We start from the raw sequence: 12,486 nt of genomic DNA, 5'->3' as shown, positions 1-12,486 counted from the left end.
ACCGGCCCCGTCGCACGGGGAGACGGGCTGTCGCTACGGCGAGGACGGCGGTGCAGGGGTGGTCGCAGGGCGGGTGCGTCGCGCGCGGTGGACGGCGCGCGCGGGGTCGGGGGTCGCGCTCGTGTGCGCGGTCCTCCTCGGCGTTCCGACGGTCGCGACCGCGGACACGGGCGACGGGCTGTCGGAGACGTCCCGCACGCGGTACGAGGTCGACGGGTCGGGCCCGGTCCGCGTGACGGTCACGACGACGATCCGCAACGAGCAGCCCGCCAGCGGGATGTACGTCTACTACTGGGACGCGTACGGGATCCCCGTGCCGGCGAGCGCGACCGACGTCACCGCCACGAGCGGTGGGACCACGCTCCCGGTCACCTTCGAGCCGACCGAGGACCCGTCGACCCGCATCGCCGGGGTGTCGTTCTCCCCGCTGAACTACGGTCGCGAGCGGACCGTCGAGTGGTCCTACACGATCCCGGGCGAGCCGATCCGCTCCGAGGGGTACACGCGCGTCGGGCCCGGCTACGCGACGTTCGCCGTGAACGCGGCCGGCGACCCGGGGCAGGTCACGGTCGAGATCGCCACGCCGACGTCGATGGACTTCGACAGCACGTGGGACGGGTTCACGCCGATCCTCGACGGGGAGACCCGCACCCACCGCGCGACCGAGAGCACGGACGACTACGGCACCTGGGCCTTCGTCTCGCTGCGCGACCCCGAGCAGGCGGACGAGACCAGCGTCGACGTCGGCGGGAACGAGCTCGTGCTGGAGAGCTTCCCGGGCGACACCGAGTGGAGCGGCTTCGTCGAGGAGCAGGTGGTGGCCGGCATGCCCGTGCTGGAGCGCACGGTGGGCATGCCGTGGCCGGGCAGCCTGGAGCGCATCCGCGAGGACGTGTCGCCCGGCGTGCTCGGGTACGCGTGGTTCGACTCGGCCTCCTGGGAGATCGTCATCCCCGAGGACCTGGACGCCGGGCTCCTGTTCCACGAGCTCTCCCACGCGTGGCTCGCGGGGGACCGGTTCGCGGACCGGTGGGTGTACGAGGGCCTGGCCGAGGTCGTCGGGCAGCGCGTCGCCGCCGAGACCGGCGGCCCCGCGGTGCCGCGCCCCGCGCCCGCGCGCGACGCGGCGGACGCCCTGCCGCTCGCCGCGTGGCAGGAGGTCGACCTCGACGACGGCGGGGGCGCCGCCGAGGAGTACGCCTACGCCGCCGCGTGGACCGCGATGTCGGAGCTCGTCGGCGGCCTGGACGAGGACGCCCTCGGCGGGCTCGTCGCGGCGGCGTACGCGGGCGAGAGCGCCTACGACGAGCCCGGCGCCCTCGACCACCCGGGCGTGACCGACGGCCGTCGCCTCCTCGACCTCGTCGAGGTGCGCGGCGGGGTGACGGGCGCCGAGGCGACGTACCGGACGTGGGTCGCCGACGACGCCGAGGCCGCCCTGCTCGACGCGCGGGCCCCCGCCCGCGAGGCGTACGCCGTCCTCGACGAGGCGGACGGCGCGTGGTCGCCGCCCTCCGGCCTGCGCGCGGCGATGACCGACTGGGCCTTCGACGACGCCGAGGCGGCTCGCGCCGCGATCGGCACCGACGCGGCGGCGGCCGCCGGGCAGGTGCAGGAGGCTGCCCGCGCCGCGGGCCTGCCCGACCCGGCCGCCGTGCGCGAGCAGTACGAGGGCGCGGCGTCCGCCGAGGAGTACGCGGTGCTCGCGACCGTGCTGCCGCGCGCGGTCGAGGTCGTGGGGTCCGTCGGCGACGCGGTCGCCGCCGCCTCGGGCGGTGGCCCGCTCGCGGACCTCGGGCGCCTGCTCCTGGACGTCGACGGCTCCGTCGCCGACGCCCGCGCCGCCCTCGACGCCGGTCGGCTGGACGACGCCGCGACCGCGGCCGACGACGCGTCGTCCCGGGCGGCCGCCGCGCCCTGGCTCGGGACCGGCAGCGTGCTCCTCGTCGTCGCTGCGCTCGCCGGCGTGGTCGTCCTGCTCGTCCGGCGCCGCGCGCGACGTCGCACCCAGCCCGAGGGCGTGCCCGCCGTCGACGGCGCCCGGCCGGACGACGGGACGCCCGCCGCCGACGCGACGCCCGTCGCGGACGGGTCGCCCGTCGCCGACGTGACGCCTGCCGAGGGCGCGCCGACCGGGGGCGACGAGCCGACGTCGGGCGAGGAGCGGTCGCCGGGTCAGCGGCCGAGCGCGCCGTCGGAGCGCGCGACGAGCGTGCCGTCCACGTAGGCCAGGACGGGCTGGGGGCGGAACCCCGCGAAGAGCACCTCGCGGTGCTTCTCGATGTGCACGTGGTGGCGTTCGTGCGTGCCGACCCAGAACTCGTAGACCTTGACGCGCGAGACGGAGAACATCCGCACCTGGTCCACGACGCTCCAACCGTCGACCGTGATCGTCAGGCGACCCCAGAACTGGTCCCACGAGAAGACGACGAGATGGCGCTCGTGCTGCCCGACGGCGAACGTCATCTGCATGCCTGGATGCTAGCGACTCGCCGCATCGTGCCGGTGACGGGCCGAGACGTGAGAAGTGGCCCCCCCGGGTCACGCTCCGAGGGGCCACGTCTCACGTCTCGTCCGAGGACGGCGCGGCTACGGCATGCTCGCCAGGTGGGCGTCCACCGAGGTCGCGAAGGCGTACCCGTTGCTCGCGTCCCAGTTGATCGACCAGGTCATCGCCCCACGGATGTCCGGCCAGCGCGCGGGCGGCACGAAGCTCCCGCAGCGGGTGCCCGCGGCGAGGCAGCTCAGCGCGTCGTTCACGACCGACGGGTTCACGTACCCGCCGCCCGCCGCCTGGGTGGTGGCCGGCAGGCCGAGCGCGACCTGGTCGGGCCGCAGCGCGCTCTGGAGCTGGATGCACGACAGCGCGGTGAGGAAGTTCACCGTGCCCTGCCCGTACGCCTGCATCTGGTCGCAGCCGAGCATGGTGCCCGAGTTGTAGTACTGCGTGTGGACGATCGTGAGGATGTCCTTGATGTCGAGCGCGAGCCGGAAGTAGGAGCTGCCCGTCGACTGCATGTCGATGGTCTGCGGCGCCATCGTGATGATGAGGTCCGGCCCGACCGCCGCCCGGACCTGGCGCAGCGCCTGGGCCATGTACGTCGGGTCGACCCCGTTCTCGAGGTCGATGTCGACGCCGTCGAACCCGTAGGCGTCGATGAGCCCGATCACGCTGGTCGCGAAGGCCGACGCCGCGGCCGCGCTGCCGACCGACACCGTGCCCTTCTCGCCGCCCACGGACAGGATCACGTGCTGGCCGCGGGAGTGCAGCGTCGCGACGTCGGCCTTGAGCTGGTCGTTCGTGTAGCCGCCCAGCGCGGCGGACAGGCCGGGGTCGACGCCGAACGTGACGGCGCCGGGCGTGCTCGGGACGGCGTCCGCGAACGCGACCGCGACGAGGTCGTAGGACGTCGGGACCGCCGACAGCCGCAGCGGCGTGGCCCCGTTGACGAAGTTCTGCCAGTAGCCCGTGAGCAGGTGCTTCGGCAGGGCGCCGGTCTGGCAGCCGCTCGTCGAGCCCGTCACGGTGGCGGCCGGGGACTCGCCCGTCGCGTTGTAGGCGCGCACCGTGTAGGTGTGGCTCGAGCAGGCCGCGAGGCCGGTCAGCGTCGCGCTCGTCCCGGTGACGGTCGCCCGCAGGGCCGTCCCCTCGTAGACGCGGTACCCCGTGACGCTCCCGGTCGAGGCCGTCCAGGCGAGGCCGAGCGAGGTGTCGGCGGTCGTCGCGACGCGCAGCCCGGTGGGCGCGCCGGGGACGCCGGTCCCGCACCCGGCGGTCGTGACCGTGACGCTCCCGGAGCGGGGCGACTCGCCCGCCGTGTTGTAGGCCGCGACCGAGTACGTGTGCGGGGTGCACGCGGCGAGCCCGGACACGGTGGCCGACGTGCCCGTGGCCATTGCCACGACCGTGCTGCCCTCGTAGACGCGGTAGCCCGTCACGGTGCCGGACGACGCGCCCCACGAGAGGGCGGCCGACGTCGAGGTGACCGTCCCGGCGACGGGGGTGCCCGGCGTGCCCGGGACGACGGGCGGCGGGCCGCCCGCGCCCTGGAGCGAGACGTCGTCCGCCTGGTAGGCGCCCGTGCCGTACCAGCCGTGCAGGTAGACCTGCGTCGTGCTGCCCGCGGCGGTGAACGTGACCGTGAGGCGGGTCCAGTCGGTCGCGCTCGGGGTCCAGGTCGAGGTGCCGCCCTCGACTCCGAGGTAGACGTAGCTGCCGCGCACCCAGGCGGAGAGGGTGTACTGCGTGCCGGCGACGGTCGGGACGGACTGCGTGCAGCGCGCGTTGTCGAGACCCGAGGGGGTCCCCTGCAGCGCCCTGGTCCCCGTGCGCACGGGGGTGGAGACGGCGGCCCCGGACGAACCCGAGCAGGTCCAGGGGCTGAGCGTGCCCGACTCGAAGCCCCCGTTGACCAGCACCTCCTCGGCGGAGGCGGGGGCGGCGGTCAGGGCGACGCTGGTGACGAGGGCCACGGCCAGTGCCGCGGCGGCGGTGCGAAGTCTGTTCATGTCTGCTCCGTTGCAGGTCGAATCAAACTCTCAGGGAACTTAACGATGCACTCCTTATGAACCCGCACCGGGCAGCGGTTCGTCAAGGGCGGCGCGCGGTGGGCGCCGAGACCTGGGGGACAATGGGTGGCAGCACTGCCTGCCAAGACGAGGAGTACTCCGTGCCCCAGGGAACTGTCCGATGGTTCGACGCCGACCGAGGGTTCGGCTTCATCGACCTCGGGAACGAGGCGGAGGACCTGTTCGTCCACGCGTCCGAGATCGTCGGCGACGACGGACCGAAGCAGCTCCGCGAGGGGCAGGCCGTCGAGTTCGAGGTGGGCGAGGGCGACCGGGGCCCGCAGGCGCGCCGTGTCCGTGTCACGGGTGACCGGGCTGCCGACGCGCCCCTGGGCGTGCTCGGCACCGTCGCGTGGTACGAGCCGAGCAAGGGGTACGGCTTCGTGACGCCCGACGGCGGCAGCGCCGAGATCTTCCTGCACAGCTCCGCGATCGTCGGGGGCGGCGTGGTCTCGGAGGGGCAGCGGGTCGCGTTCCTCGTCGTCGAGGGGGAGAAGGGTCCGCAGGCCGACCATCTGCTGCCGCTCGGGGCGGAGGCCGCGCGTCCGGCGTCCGACGGCGCGGACGGCACGGTGTCCTGGTACGACGACGTCAAGGGCTTCGGCTTCGTCGTCCCCGACGGCGGTGGCGACGACGTCTTCGTCCACGTCAGCGCGCTCGGCCACGGCCTGTCCGAGCTCGCCGAGGGCGCGCGCGTGACGTACGACGTCGTCGCGGGGGACAAGGGGCCCAACGCCCGCAACGTGCAGCTCGTGCGCGGCTCCGGCGGCGCGCGCCCGTCCGCCGACCGCGGTCGACCCGGCCGCGTGGACCGCTCCGGTCGCCCGAGCGGGTCCGGCAGGCCGGTGCGCGGGGGCGAGGGCACCGTCGCGCGCTACGACGCGGACCGTGGCTTCGGGTTCATCACGCCCGACGCCGGGGGCGAGGACCTGTTCGTGCACGTGTCGGTCGTCCGGGGCGACGAGGTCCTGGAGGAGGGCGACCGCGTCCGGTTCGCGGTGCGCCAGAGCGACCGGGGCCCGCAGGCCGACCGCGTCGAGCTGCTGTGAGCGCGGGTGGGGTCGGTGCCCGGCGCGCCGACCCCACCCCGTCCGGCAGCCGGCGTCGGGCCTGAGCGGCCCGAGCGGCCTCGCCGCGCGAGAGCCGTCGCCCGTCGACGACGATATGCCCTGGAAGACCGCGGGCGCCGTCCCTAGGGTCGTCGGATGAACGCCCAGGAGATCCGCGCGGCCTATCTCGAGTTCTTCGCCTCCCGGGGGCACGCCGTGATCGAGCGAGCGCCCCTGGTGCTCCGCGACGACCCGACGACGCTGTTCACGGGCGCGGGGATGCAGCCGCTGATGCCCTACCTGCTGGGCGTGCGGGAGCACGACGCGGGGTGTCTCCTGGTCGACTCGCAGCCGTGCGTGCGGGCGCAGGACATCGACGAGGTCGGGGACCGGCGGCACACGACCTTCTTCGAGATGCTGGGCAACTGGAGCCTGGGGTCTGCCGACGTGGAGCAGCAGATCCGGTGGTTCGCCGACTTCCTCGCGCAGGTCGGCGTCGACCTCGAGCGGCTGTACGTCACGTGCTTCCGAGGGGCGCCCGAGCACGGGATCCCGCGTGACGACGCGGCGGCTCGCGCCTGGGTCACGGTGTTCGCCGAGCACGGGATCGAGGCGCCGCTCGTGGACGTGGGTTCCCGCGCGGACGGCGACCGCGACGGGACGCGCGGCGGTCGCGTCTTCTTCTACGACGCCGAGGAGAACTGGTGGAGCCGGGGAGGCGGCCTGGAGGGCACGCCGGTGGGAGACCCGTGCGGGCCCGACTCGGAGGTCTTCTACGACCTCGGCCCCGAGCACCACGACCCGGCGGCCGGTGAGCCCCATCCCGCGAGCGACGGGGGCCGGTTCGTCGAGATCGGCAACCAGGTGTTCATGCGCTACCGCCGGACCACCGAGGGCTTCGTCCCCCTCGACGACCCGAGCATCGACTTCGGTGGCGGGCTCGAGCGCATCGCCGCGGCCGCCCTGGCGACCGCCGACGTGTTCGACGTGAGCCTCCTGCGCCCGCTGGTGGACCGGCTCGAGTCGCTCAGCGGTCGCGCGTACGAGGACGACCCGCGCCCGTTCCGCGTGATCGCCGACCACGTCCGGGCCGCGACGTTCCTCGCCGCCGACGGGGTGCGCCCGAGCAACAAGGCGCACGGGTACGTCCTGCGGCGGCTCGTCCGCCGGGCGGTCGTGCACGCCCTCCACCTCGGCCTGGAGGAGCGGTTCGCCGACGACCTCGTCGCCGTCGTGGCCGAGACGTACGGCGACGGCTACCCGGGCCTGGTCGCGCAGCGCGAGGAGCTGAGCACGGTCCTGCGCGACGAGGAGTCGCGCTTCCGTCGCACGGTGCACCGCGGGCTCCGGGAGCTCGAGAAGCTCGGGGGCGCGACGGTCACCGGGGACGACCTGTTCGTGCTGGCGGACACCTGGGGCTTCCCCGTCGAGCTGTCGGTCGACGAGGTCCGGCGCCGCGACATGGCCCTCGCCCCGGACTGGCGGGAGGGCTACGCGCTGCAGCGCGAGCGCCAGCGGGCGCGCTCGCGGGCGGCCGCGACGAGCGGGGAATAGTTCGCCCTGGGTGAAGGTTGAGCCTGATGGACTCAAGTTCTGGTGATCGGGCTTGCGTGCGAGCGCACCCGGTGCCTACCTTGAGTGAAGCAGACTCAACCCGGTGTGCCCGGGCGCGCGTGCGCCGTCGGGCACCCCATCCACAACGGAGGCAGCACACATGGCACGAGCAGTCGGGATCGACCTCGGCACCACCAACTCGGTGGTGGCCGTCCTCGAGGGCGGAGAGCCCACCGTCATCGCGAACGCCGAGGGGTCGCGCACGACGCCGTCGGTGGTCGCCTTCTCCAAGACCGGCGAGGTCCTCGTCGGCGAGGTCGCCAAGCGCCAGGCGGTCACGAACGTCGACCGCACCATCAGCTCGGTGAAGCGCCACATGGGCACCGACTGGTCGGTGGAGATCGACGACAAGAAGTACACCGCGCAGGAGATCTCCGCGCGCATCCTGGGCAAGCTCAAGCGCGACGCCGAGGAGTACCTGGGCGAGCCCGTCACCGACGCGGTCGTCACCGTCCCGGCGTACTTCAACGACGCCGAGCGTCAGGCGACCAAGGACGCCGGGCAGATCGCAGGCCTCAACGTGACCCGCATCGTCAACGAGCCCACCGCGGCCGCGCTCGCGTACGGGCTGGAGAAGGGCAAGGAGGACGAGCTCATCCTCGTCTTCGACCTGGGCGGCGGCACGTTCGACGTCTCGCTCCTCGAGGTCGGCAAGGACGAGGACGACTTCTCCACGATCCAGGTCCGCGCGACCTCGGGCGACAACCGCCTGGGTGGCGACGACTGGGACAACCGCATCGTCGAGCACCTCATCAAGCAGGTGAAGAACAGCTCGGGCGTCGACCTGTCCAAGGACAAGATCGCGCTCCAGCGTCTGCGCGAGGCCGCCGAGCAGGCGAAGAAGGAGCTCTCGTCCGCGACGAGCACCACCATCTCGATGCAGTACCTCTCGATGAGCGAGAACGGCCCGATCCACCTGGACGAGAAGCTCACGCGCGCCCAGTTCCAGCAGATGACGCAGGACCTCCTCGACCGGACGAAGGCCCCGTTCCACAAGGTCATCTCCGACGCGGGCGTCTCCGTCTCCGACATCGACCACGTCGTGCTCGTGGGTGGCTCCACCCGCATGCCGGCCGTGACCGACGTCGTCAAGGAGCTCACGGGCGGCAAGGAGCCGAACAAGGGCGTCAACCCGGACGAGGTCGTCGCCGTGGGCGCGGCCCTGCAGGCCGGCGTCATCTCCGGCGACCGCAAGGACGTCCTGCTCATCGACGTCACCCCGCTGTCCCTCGGCATCGAGACCAAGGGCGGCGTGATGACCAAGCTCATCGAGCGCAACACGGCCATCCCGACCAAGCGCAGCGAGATCTTCTCGACGGCCGAGGACAACCAGCCGTCGGTGCTCATCCAGGTGTTCCAGGGCGAGCGCGAGTTCGCGCGCGACAACAAGCCGCTCGGCACGTTCGAGCTGACCGGCATCGCGCCGGCCCCGCGTGGCGTGCCGCAGATCGAGGTCACCTTCGACATCGACGCGAACGGCATCGTCCACGTCGGCGCCAAGGACCGCGGCACCGGCAAGGAGCAGAAGATGACCATCACGGGCGGCTCGGCGCTGCCCAAGGAGGACATCGACCGCATGGTCAAGGAGGCCGAGGAGCACGCGGCCGAGGACAAGAAGCGTCGCGAGGAGGCCGAGACCCGCAACCAGGCCGAGGCGTTCGTCTACTCGACCGAGAAGCTCGTCTCCGAGAACAAGGAGAAGCTCCCGGCCGACGTCGTCACCGAGGTCGAGGCCGACATCGCGTCGGTGAAGTCCGCGCTCGAGGGCGAGGACGCCGACGCCGTGAAGACCGCGCACGAGAAGCTCGTCGCGTCCTCGCAGAAGATCGGCCAGGCGCTCTACGCCTCGGCCGAGCAGGAGCAGGCCGCCGGCAACCCCGGCGCCGCGCAGGACGACGCCACCGCGGCCGCGGGTGCGACGTCCGCTCCGGACGAGGACGTCGTCGACGCCGAGATCGTGGACGACGAGGACGACAAGAAGTGACGTCCCCCGAGGACCGGGGCCCCGAGGAGCAGGCCGGGCGCGAGCCCGGTCAGGGCCCCGAGGACAAGCCGTTCCAGTTCACCGACAAGCGCAAGGTCGACCCGGAGACCGGCCGCCCGCGCGAGGGCGCGGGCGCCGGCTCCGCCCGTGGCTCGGCCGGGGACGACGCGGAGACGGACCCGCTCGCGGGCCTCGACTTCGAGCCGTCCGACGAGGCCGAGGTCGACGCGGCCGTCCTGGCCGCCAAGGCCGAGGCCGCGGAGCACCTCGACGCGCTCCAGCGCGAGCGGGCGAGCTTCACGAACTACCGCAACCGGTCGCTGCGCGACCAGGAGGCCGCGCGCACGAAGGGGATCGAGGACGTGCTCACCGCCCTCCTCCCGGTCCTCGACGACATCGACCGCGCGCGGCAGCACGGCGAGCTGACGGGGCCGTTCGCGGCCATCTCCGACAAGCTCGACGCGTCGCTCGAGAAGTTCGGGATCGAGCGCTACGGCGCGGTCGGGGACGAGTTCGACCCCACCGTCCACGAGGCGCTCATGCACCAGCCCGACCCCGAGGCCACCGCCACCACGGTGAACCTCGTCATCGAGCCGGGCTACCGGATCGGGGACCGTGTCGTGCGCGCCGCGCGCGTCTCGGTCGTCGGCCCCCAGTAGGCGGGACCACCGGCGTCCCCCGCGTGCCCGACGGCGCGGGCGCACCTCCCGCGCGGAGGTGCGCTCCGCCGTCGGGCACGCGAGGATCACGAGCAGCAGCATCGACAGCAGGCACGACACGAAGGACCAGGACCACGACCACCGACAGGAGGGAGGCGCCGTGACCGGACAGGACTGGATGGAGAAGGACTTCTACGCCGCGCTCGGCGTCCCCAAGGACGCCGACGACGCCACGATCAAGAAGGCCTACCGCAAGCTCGCGCGCAAGTACCACCCCGACCAGAACCAGGGTGACGCGGGCGCCGAGGCGAAGTTCAAGGAGATCGGCGAGGCGTACGCCGTGCTGTCGGACGCCAAGGAGCGCGAGCAGTACGACGCGATCCGGGCGATGGCCGGCGGCGGTGCTCGCTTCTCCGCGGGCCCCGGCGGCGCCGGGGGCGCCGGGTTCGAGGACGTGTTCGGCGGCATGTTCGGCGGCGGCGGCCCGGGCGGCACCCGGGTCCGCTACTCGACCGGCGGCCAGGGCGCGGGCGGCTTCGAGGACATCCTCGGCTCGATGTTCGGCGGCGCGGGAGCGCAGCAGTTCGGCGGCGGGCCCCGCCCGCGGGCCGGGGCGGACGTGGCCGCGGCCACGACCCTCCCGTTCCGCCAGGCGGTCGAGGGGTCCACCGTCACCTTCACGGTCGACGGCCGCAACGTCACCACCCGCATCCCGCCGGGCGTGCGCGACGGCCAGAAGATCCGGCTGCGCGGCAAGGGCCGCCCGGGCATGGCCGGCGGTCCCGACGGCGACCTCGTCGTCACCGTCCACGTCACCCCGCACCCGGTGTTCTCGCTCGACGGGAACAACCTGCGGGCGACCGTCCCGGTGACGTTCGCCGAGGCCGCGCTCGGGGCGACGATCAGCGTGCCCACGCTCGACGGCGCGTCGGTCAAGGTCAAGGTCCCGGCCGGGACGCCGTCCGGTCGCACGCTGCGCGTCAAGGGCCGCGGCGTGAAGACGGCGAAGGCGACCGGCGACCTGCTCGTCACCGTGCAGGTCGCGGTGCCGCAGAAGCTCTCGAAGGCGGCGCGCGAGGCGGTCGAGACGTTCGCGGCCGAGACGGACGGTCAGGACGTGCGGGCCGACCTGGTCCGCCAGGCCGCGGAGTAGGAGGGCCGTGATGGCCCACCGGAAGACTCAGAGCCTCCCGGTCGGCGAGGACTCACCACGGGGCGCCGGACGGGCTCCGGCGAGCGACGTCGACCAGGACGCGCCCGTCCTCGTCATCTCCCAGGCCGCGACGCTCGCGGGGATGCACCCGCAGACGCTGCGCCAGTACGACCGCCTCGGCCTCGTCGTGCCGCGCCGGACCGCGGGCCGCGGCCGGCGCTACTCGCTGCGCGACGTCGCGAAGCTGCTCGAGGTGCAGCGGCTCAGCCACGACGAGGGCATCAACCTCGCGGGCATCCAGCGCATCCTCGCGCTCGAGTCGCAGGTCGAGCGCCTGGAGCGCCGCATCGAGGCGCTCTCCGCGCGCGTCGAGCCCGGCGGCCGGGTGTTCGCGGCGGCGGCGAGCGGCGACGTCGTCGTCGTGCCGCGCGGGCGCAGCGTGCGCCGCGGGGTCGAGGAGGCGCTGCGCGAGACGCTCGTCGAGCACGGCGAGGCGCGCGCGCTCGTCATCTGGCGGCCCCGGCCCGACGACGCGGGGCCCTGACCTCGGCCGTTCCGCCCAGGTCTCAGCTCCGGCGCGCCTCGCGCGCGACGAGCGCCGCGGCGGCCGGGACGAGCGCGGCCTCCGAGGGGTCGAGGCCGGGGTCCGCGGCGCGGGTCCGCGCGGCGGCGTCGAGGTGCCGCAGGAGCGCCGGGTCGGCCAGGTGGAGGAACGCGTCCAGCAGGACCCGTGCGCCGGGCGCGAGCTCGTCGTCCTCGTCGGCGGCGACCTCCGCGAGGACGACGGCGGTCACGGCGAGGTCGAGTCCGGGTGGTCCGAGCCGGGCGTTCGTCCAGTGCAGGACGGCGGGGCCGTCGGCGGTGAGCACGACGTGCGCCGGGTGCAGGTCGAGGTGCACGACGCACGACCGCCCGGCGGCGGGCTCGTCGAGGGCCGCGGGCGACGGCGCGGTGAGCGCGGCGTACGCGGGTCCGCCCCGCGCCGGGGGCGGGACGGCGTGCAGCGCGTCGTGCAGCGCGACGAGGGTCCGGGCCGCCGCGGCGAGCGACGTCCGGCCGCCGAGGATCGACTGCAGGAGCGTCGGGCCCCGCAGGAGCTCCATGGTGAGGTCGCCGTCCGACGCGGCGTCGACGCGCGGGGCCGGGAAGCCCGCGGCGCGCACGTGCCGCATCACCTCCGCGGTGCCGACCGAGTCGGCCCCCGAGCGCGAGCGTCGCAGGACGCGGTCGGCGCCGACCGCGTACAGGTCGGCGTCGGCGCCCGAGAACAGCGGCGCGCCGAGCGAGGGGGCCATGAGAACGACGCTACGCCTCTCCTGCCCTCCTGACGAGGGCCGCGGCATCAGCCCTGGTCAGGCATTTCCGCAAGAATGCCGTGCGCTAATTGATGGATATTTCTGCATTTCTTAGCAAGGCCTTCCTTGCTATACACCGCAGAATTCCGGGAATACCGTGGAC

10 protein-coding genes are annotated in these 12,486 nt (G+C 73.8%); 7 read left to right on the top strand and 3 right to left on the bottom strand.

Features of this window, described 5'->3' with window-relative positions:
• The first annotated feature begins 58 nt into the window (after positions 1-58).
• Positions 59-2,227, top strand: a complete 2,169-nt coding sequence (locus NHH00_RS16175; RefSeq protein ID WP_253054116.1) for a hypothetical protein — start codon at positions 59-61, stop codon at positions 2,225-2,227.
• On the opposite strand, the gene NHH00_RS16170 is transcribed toward NHH00_RS16175, so the two are convergent.
• Positions 2,176-2,472 carry a hypothetical protein gene (locus NHH00_RS16170; protein ID WP_253054114.1) on the bottom strand — a complete coding sequence of 99 codons (297 nt, stop codon included), beginning with the start codon at positions 2,470-2,472 and terminating at the stop codon, positions 2,176-2,178. The two genes, NHH00_RS16175 and NHH00_RS16170, sit on opposite strands and share 52 nt — an antisense overlap.
• A gap of 117 nt (positions 2,473-2,589) precedes the next feature.
• Positions 2,590-4,509 carry a glycoside hydrolase family 18 protein gene (locus NHH00_RS16165; RefSeq protein ID WP_253054112.1) on the bottom strand — a complete coding sequence of 640 codons (1,920 nt, stop codon included), beginning with the start codon at positions 4,507-4,509 and terminating at the stop codon, positions 2,590-2,592.
• A gap of 161 nt (positions 4,510-4,670) precedes the next feature.
• On the opposite strand from NHH00_RS16165, the gene NHH00_RS21140 reads away from it, so the two are divergent.
• The 6 genes from NHH00_RS21140 to NHH00_RS16130 all read left to right on the top strand — a co-directional run bounded on the left by NHH00_RS21140 (position 4,671) and on the right by NHH00_RS16130 (position 11,572).
• Positions 4,671-5,618 carry a cold-shock protein gene (locus NHH00_RS21140; protein ID WP_308202332.1) on the top strand — a complete coding sequence of 316 codons (948 nt, stop codon included), beginning with the start codon at positions 4,671-4,673 and terminating at the stop codon, positions 5,616-5,618.
• A gap of 156 nt (positions 5,619-5,774) precedes the next feature.
• On the top strand, positions 5,775-7,172 hold the full coding sequence (locus NHH00_RS16150) for an alanine--tRNA ligase-related protein (RefSeq protein WP_253054110.1): 1,398 nt from the start codon (positions 5,775-5,777) through the stop codon (positions 7,170-7,172).
• 160 nt (positions 7,173-7,332) lie between these two features.
• On the top strand, positions 7,333-9,216 hold the full coding sequence (gene dnaK / locus NHH00_RS16145) for a molecular chaperone DnaK (protein ID WP_237840560.1): 1,884 nt from the start codon (positions 7,333-7,335) through the stop codon (positions 9,214-9,216).
• A complete protein-coding gene (grpE, locus tag NHH00_RS16140; RefSeq protein WP_253054108.1) occupies positions 9,213-9,875 on the top strand; it encodes a nucleotide exchange factor GrpE in 663 nt (220 codons plus the stop codon). The genes dnaK and grpE overlap by 4 nt, the downstream gene beginning before the upstream one ends.
• 160 nt (positions 9,876-10,035) lie before the next feature.
• Positions 10,036-11,028: a DnaJ C-terminal domain-containing protein gene (locus tag NHH00_RS16135; RefSeq protein WP_253054106.1), complete on the top strand. Its 993-nt coding sequence runs from the start codon at positions 10,036-10,038 to the stop codon at positions 11,026-11,028.
• A 142-nt stretch (positions 11,029-11,170) separates the two neighbouring features.
• Positions 11,171-11,572 (top strand): heat shock protein transcriptional repressor HspR, encoded by a 402-nt coding sequence (locus NHH00_RS16130; RefSeq protein ID WP_253054927.1) that lies wholly within the window; start codon positions 11,171-11,173, stop codon positions 11,570-11,572.
• 22 nt (positions 11,573-11,594) lie between these two features.
• Here NHH00_RS16130 and NHH00_RS16125 read toward each other — a convergent pair whose 3' ends face one another.
• Entirely contained in the window at positions 11,595-12,323 is a 729-nt protein-coding gene (locus NHH00_RS16125; protein WP_253054104.1) for a phosphotransferase family protein, read from the bottom strand.
• Between the last annotated feature and the right edge of the window lie 163 nt (positions 12,324-12,486).

Source organism: Cellulosimicrobium cellulans (genome assembly GCF_024124905.1).
GTDB classification, from domain to species: Bacteria; Actinomycetota; Actinomycetes; order Actinomycetales; family Cellulomonadaceae; genus Cellulosimicrobium; species Cellulosimicrobium cellulans_G.
Note: the sequence above shows the minus strand (reverse complement) of the source record. Positions and strands in the feature narration are given on the sequence as shown.

What these genes read in the sequence shown, in the direction of transcription:
- NHH00_RS16170 (WP_253054114.1), bottom strand. Translation starts at nt 2,472, where the DNA reads ATGCAGATGACGTTCGCCGTCGGGCAGCACGAGCGCCATCTCGTCGTC.
- NHH00_RS16165 (WP_253054112.1), bottom strand. Translation starts at nt 4,509, where the DNA reads ATGAACAGACTTCGCACCGCCGCCGCGGCACTGGCCGTGGCCCTCGTC.
- NHH00_RS16150 (WP_253054110.1), top strand. Translation starts at nt 5,775, where the DNA reads ATGAACGCCCAGGAGATCCGCGCGGCCTATCTCGAGTTCTTCGCCTCC.
- dnaK (WP_237840560.1), top strand. Translation starts at nt 7,333, where the DNA reads ATGGCACGAGCAGTCGGGATCGACCTCGGCACCACCAACTCGGTGGTG.
- NHH00_RS16130 (WP_253054927.1), top strand. Translation starts at nt 11,171, where the DNA reads ATGCACCCGCAGACGCTGCGCCAGTACGACCGCCTCGGCCTCGTCGTG.
- NHH00_RS16125 (WP_253054104.1), bottom strand. Translation starts at nt 12,323, where the DNA reads ATGGCCCCCTCGCTCGGCGCGCCGCTGTTCTCGGGCGCCGACGCCGAC.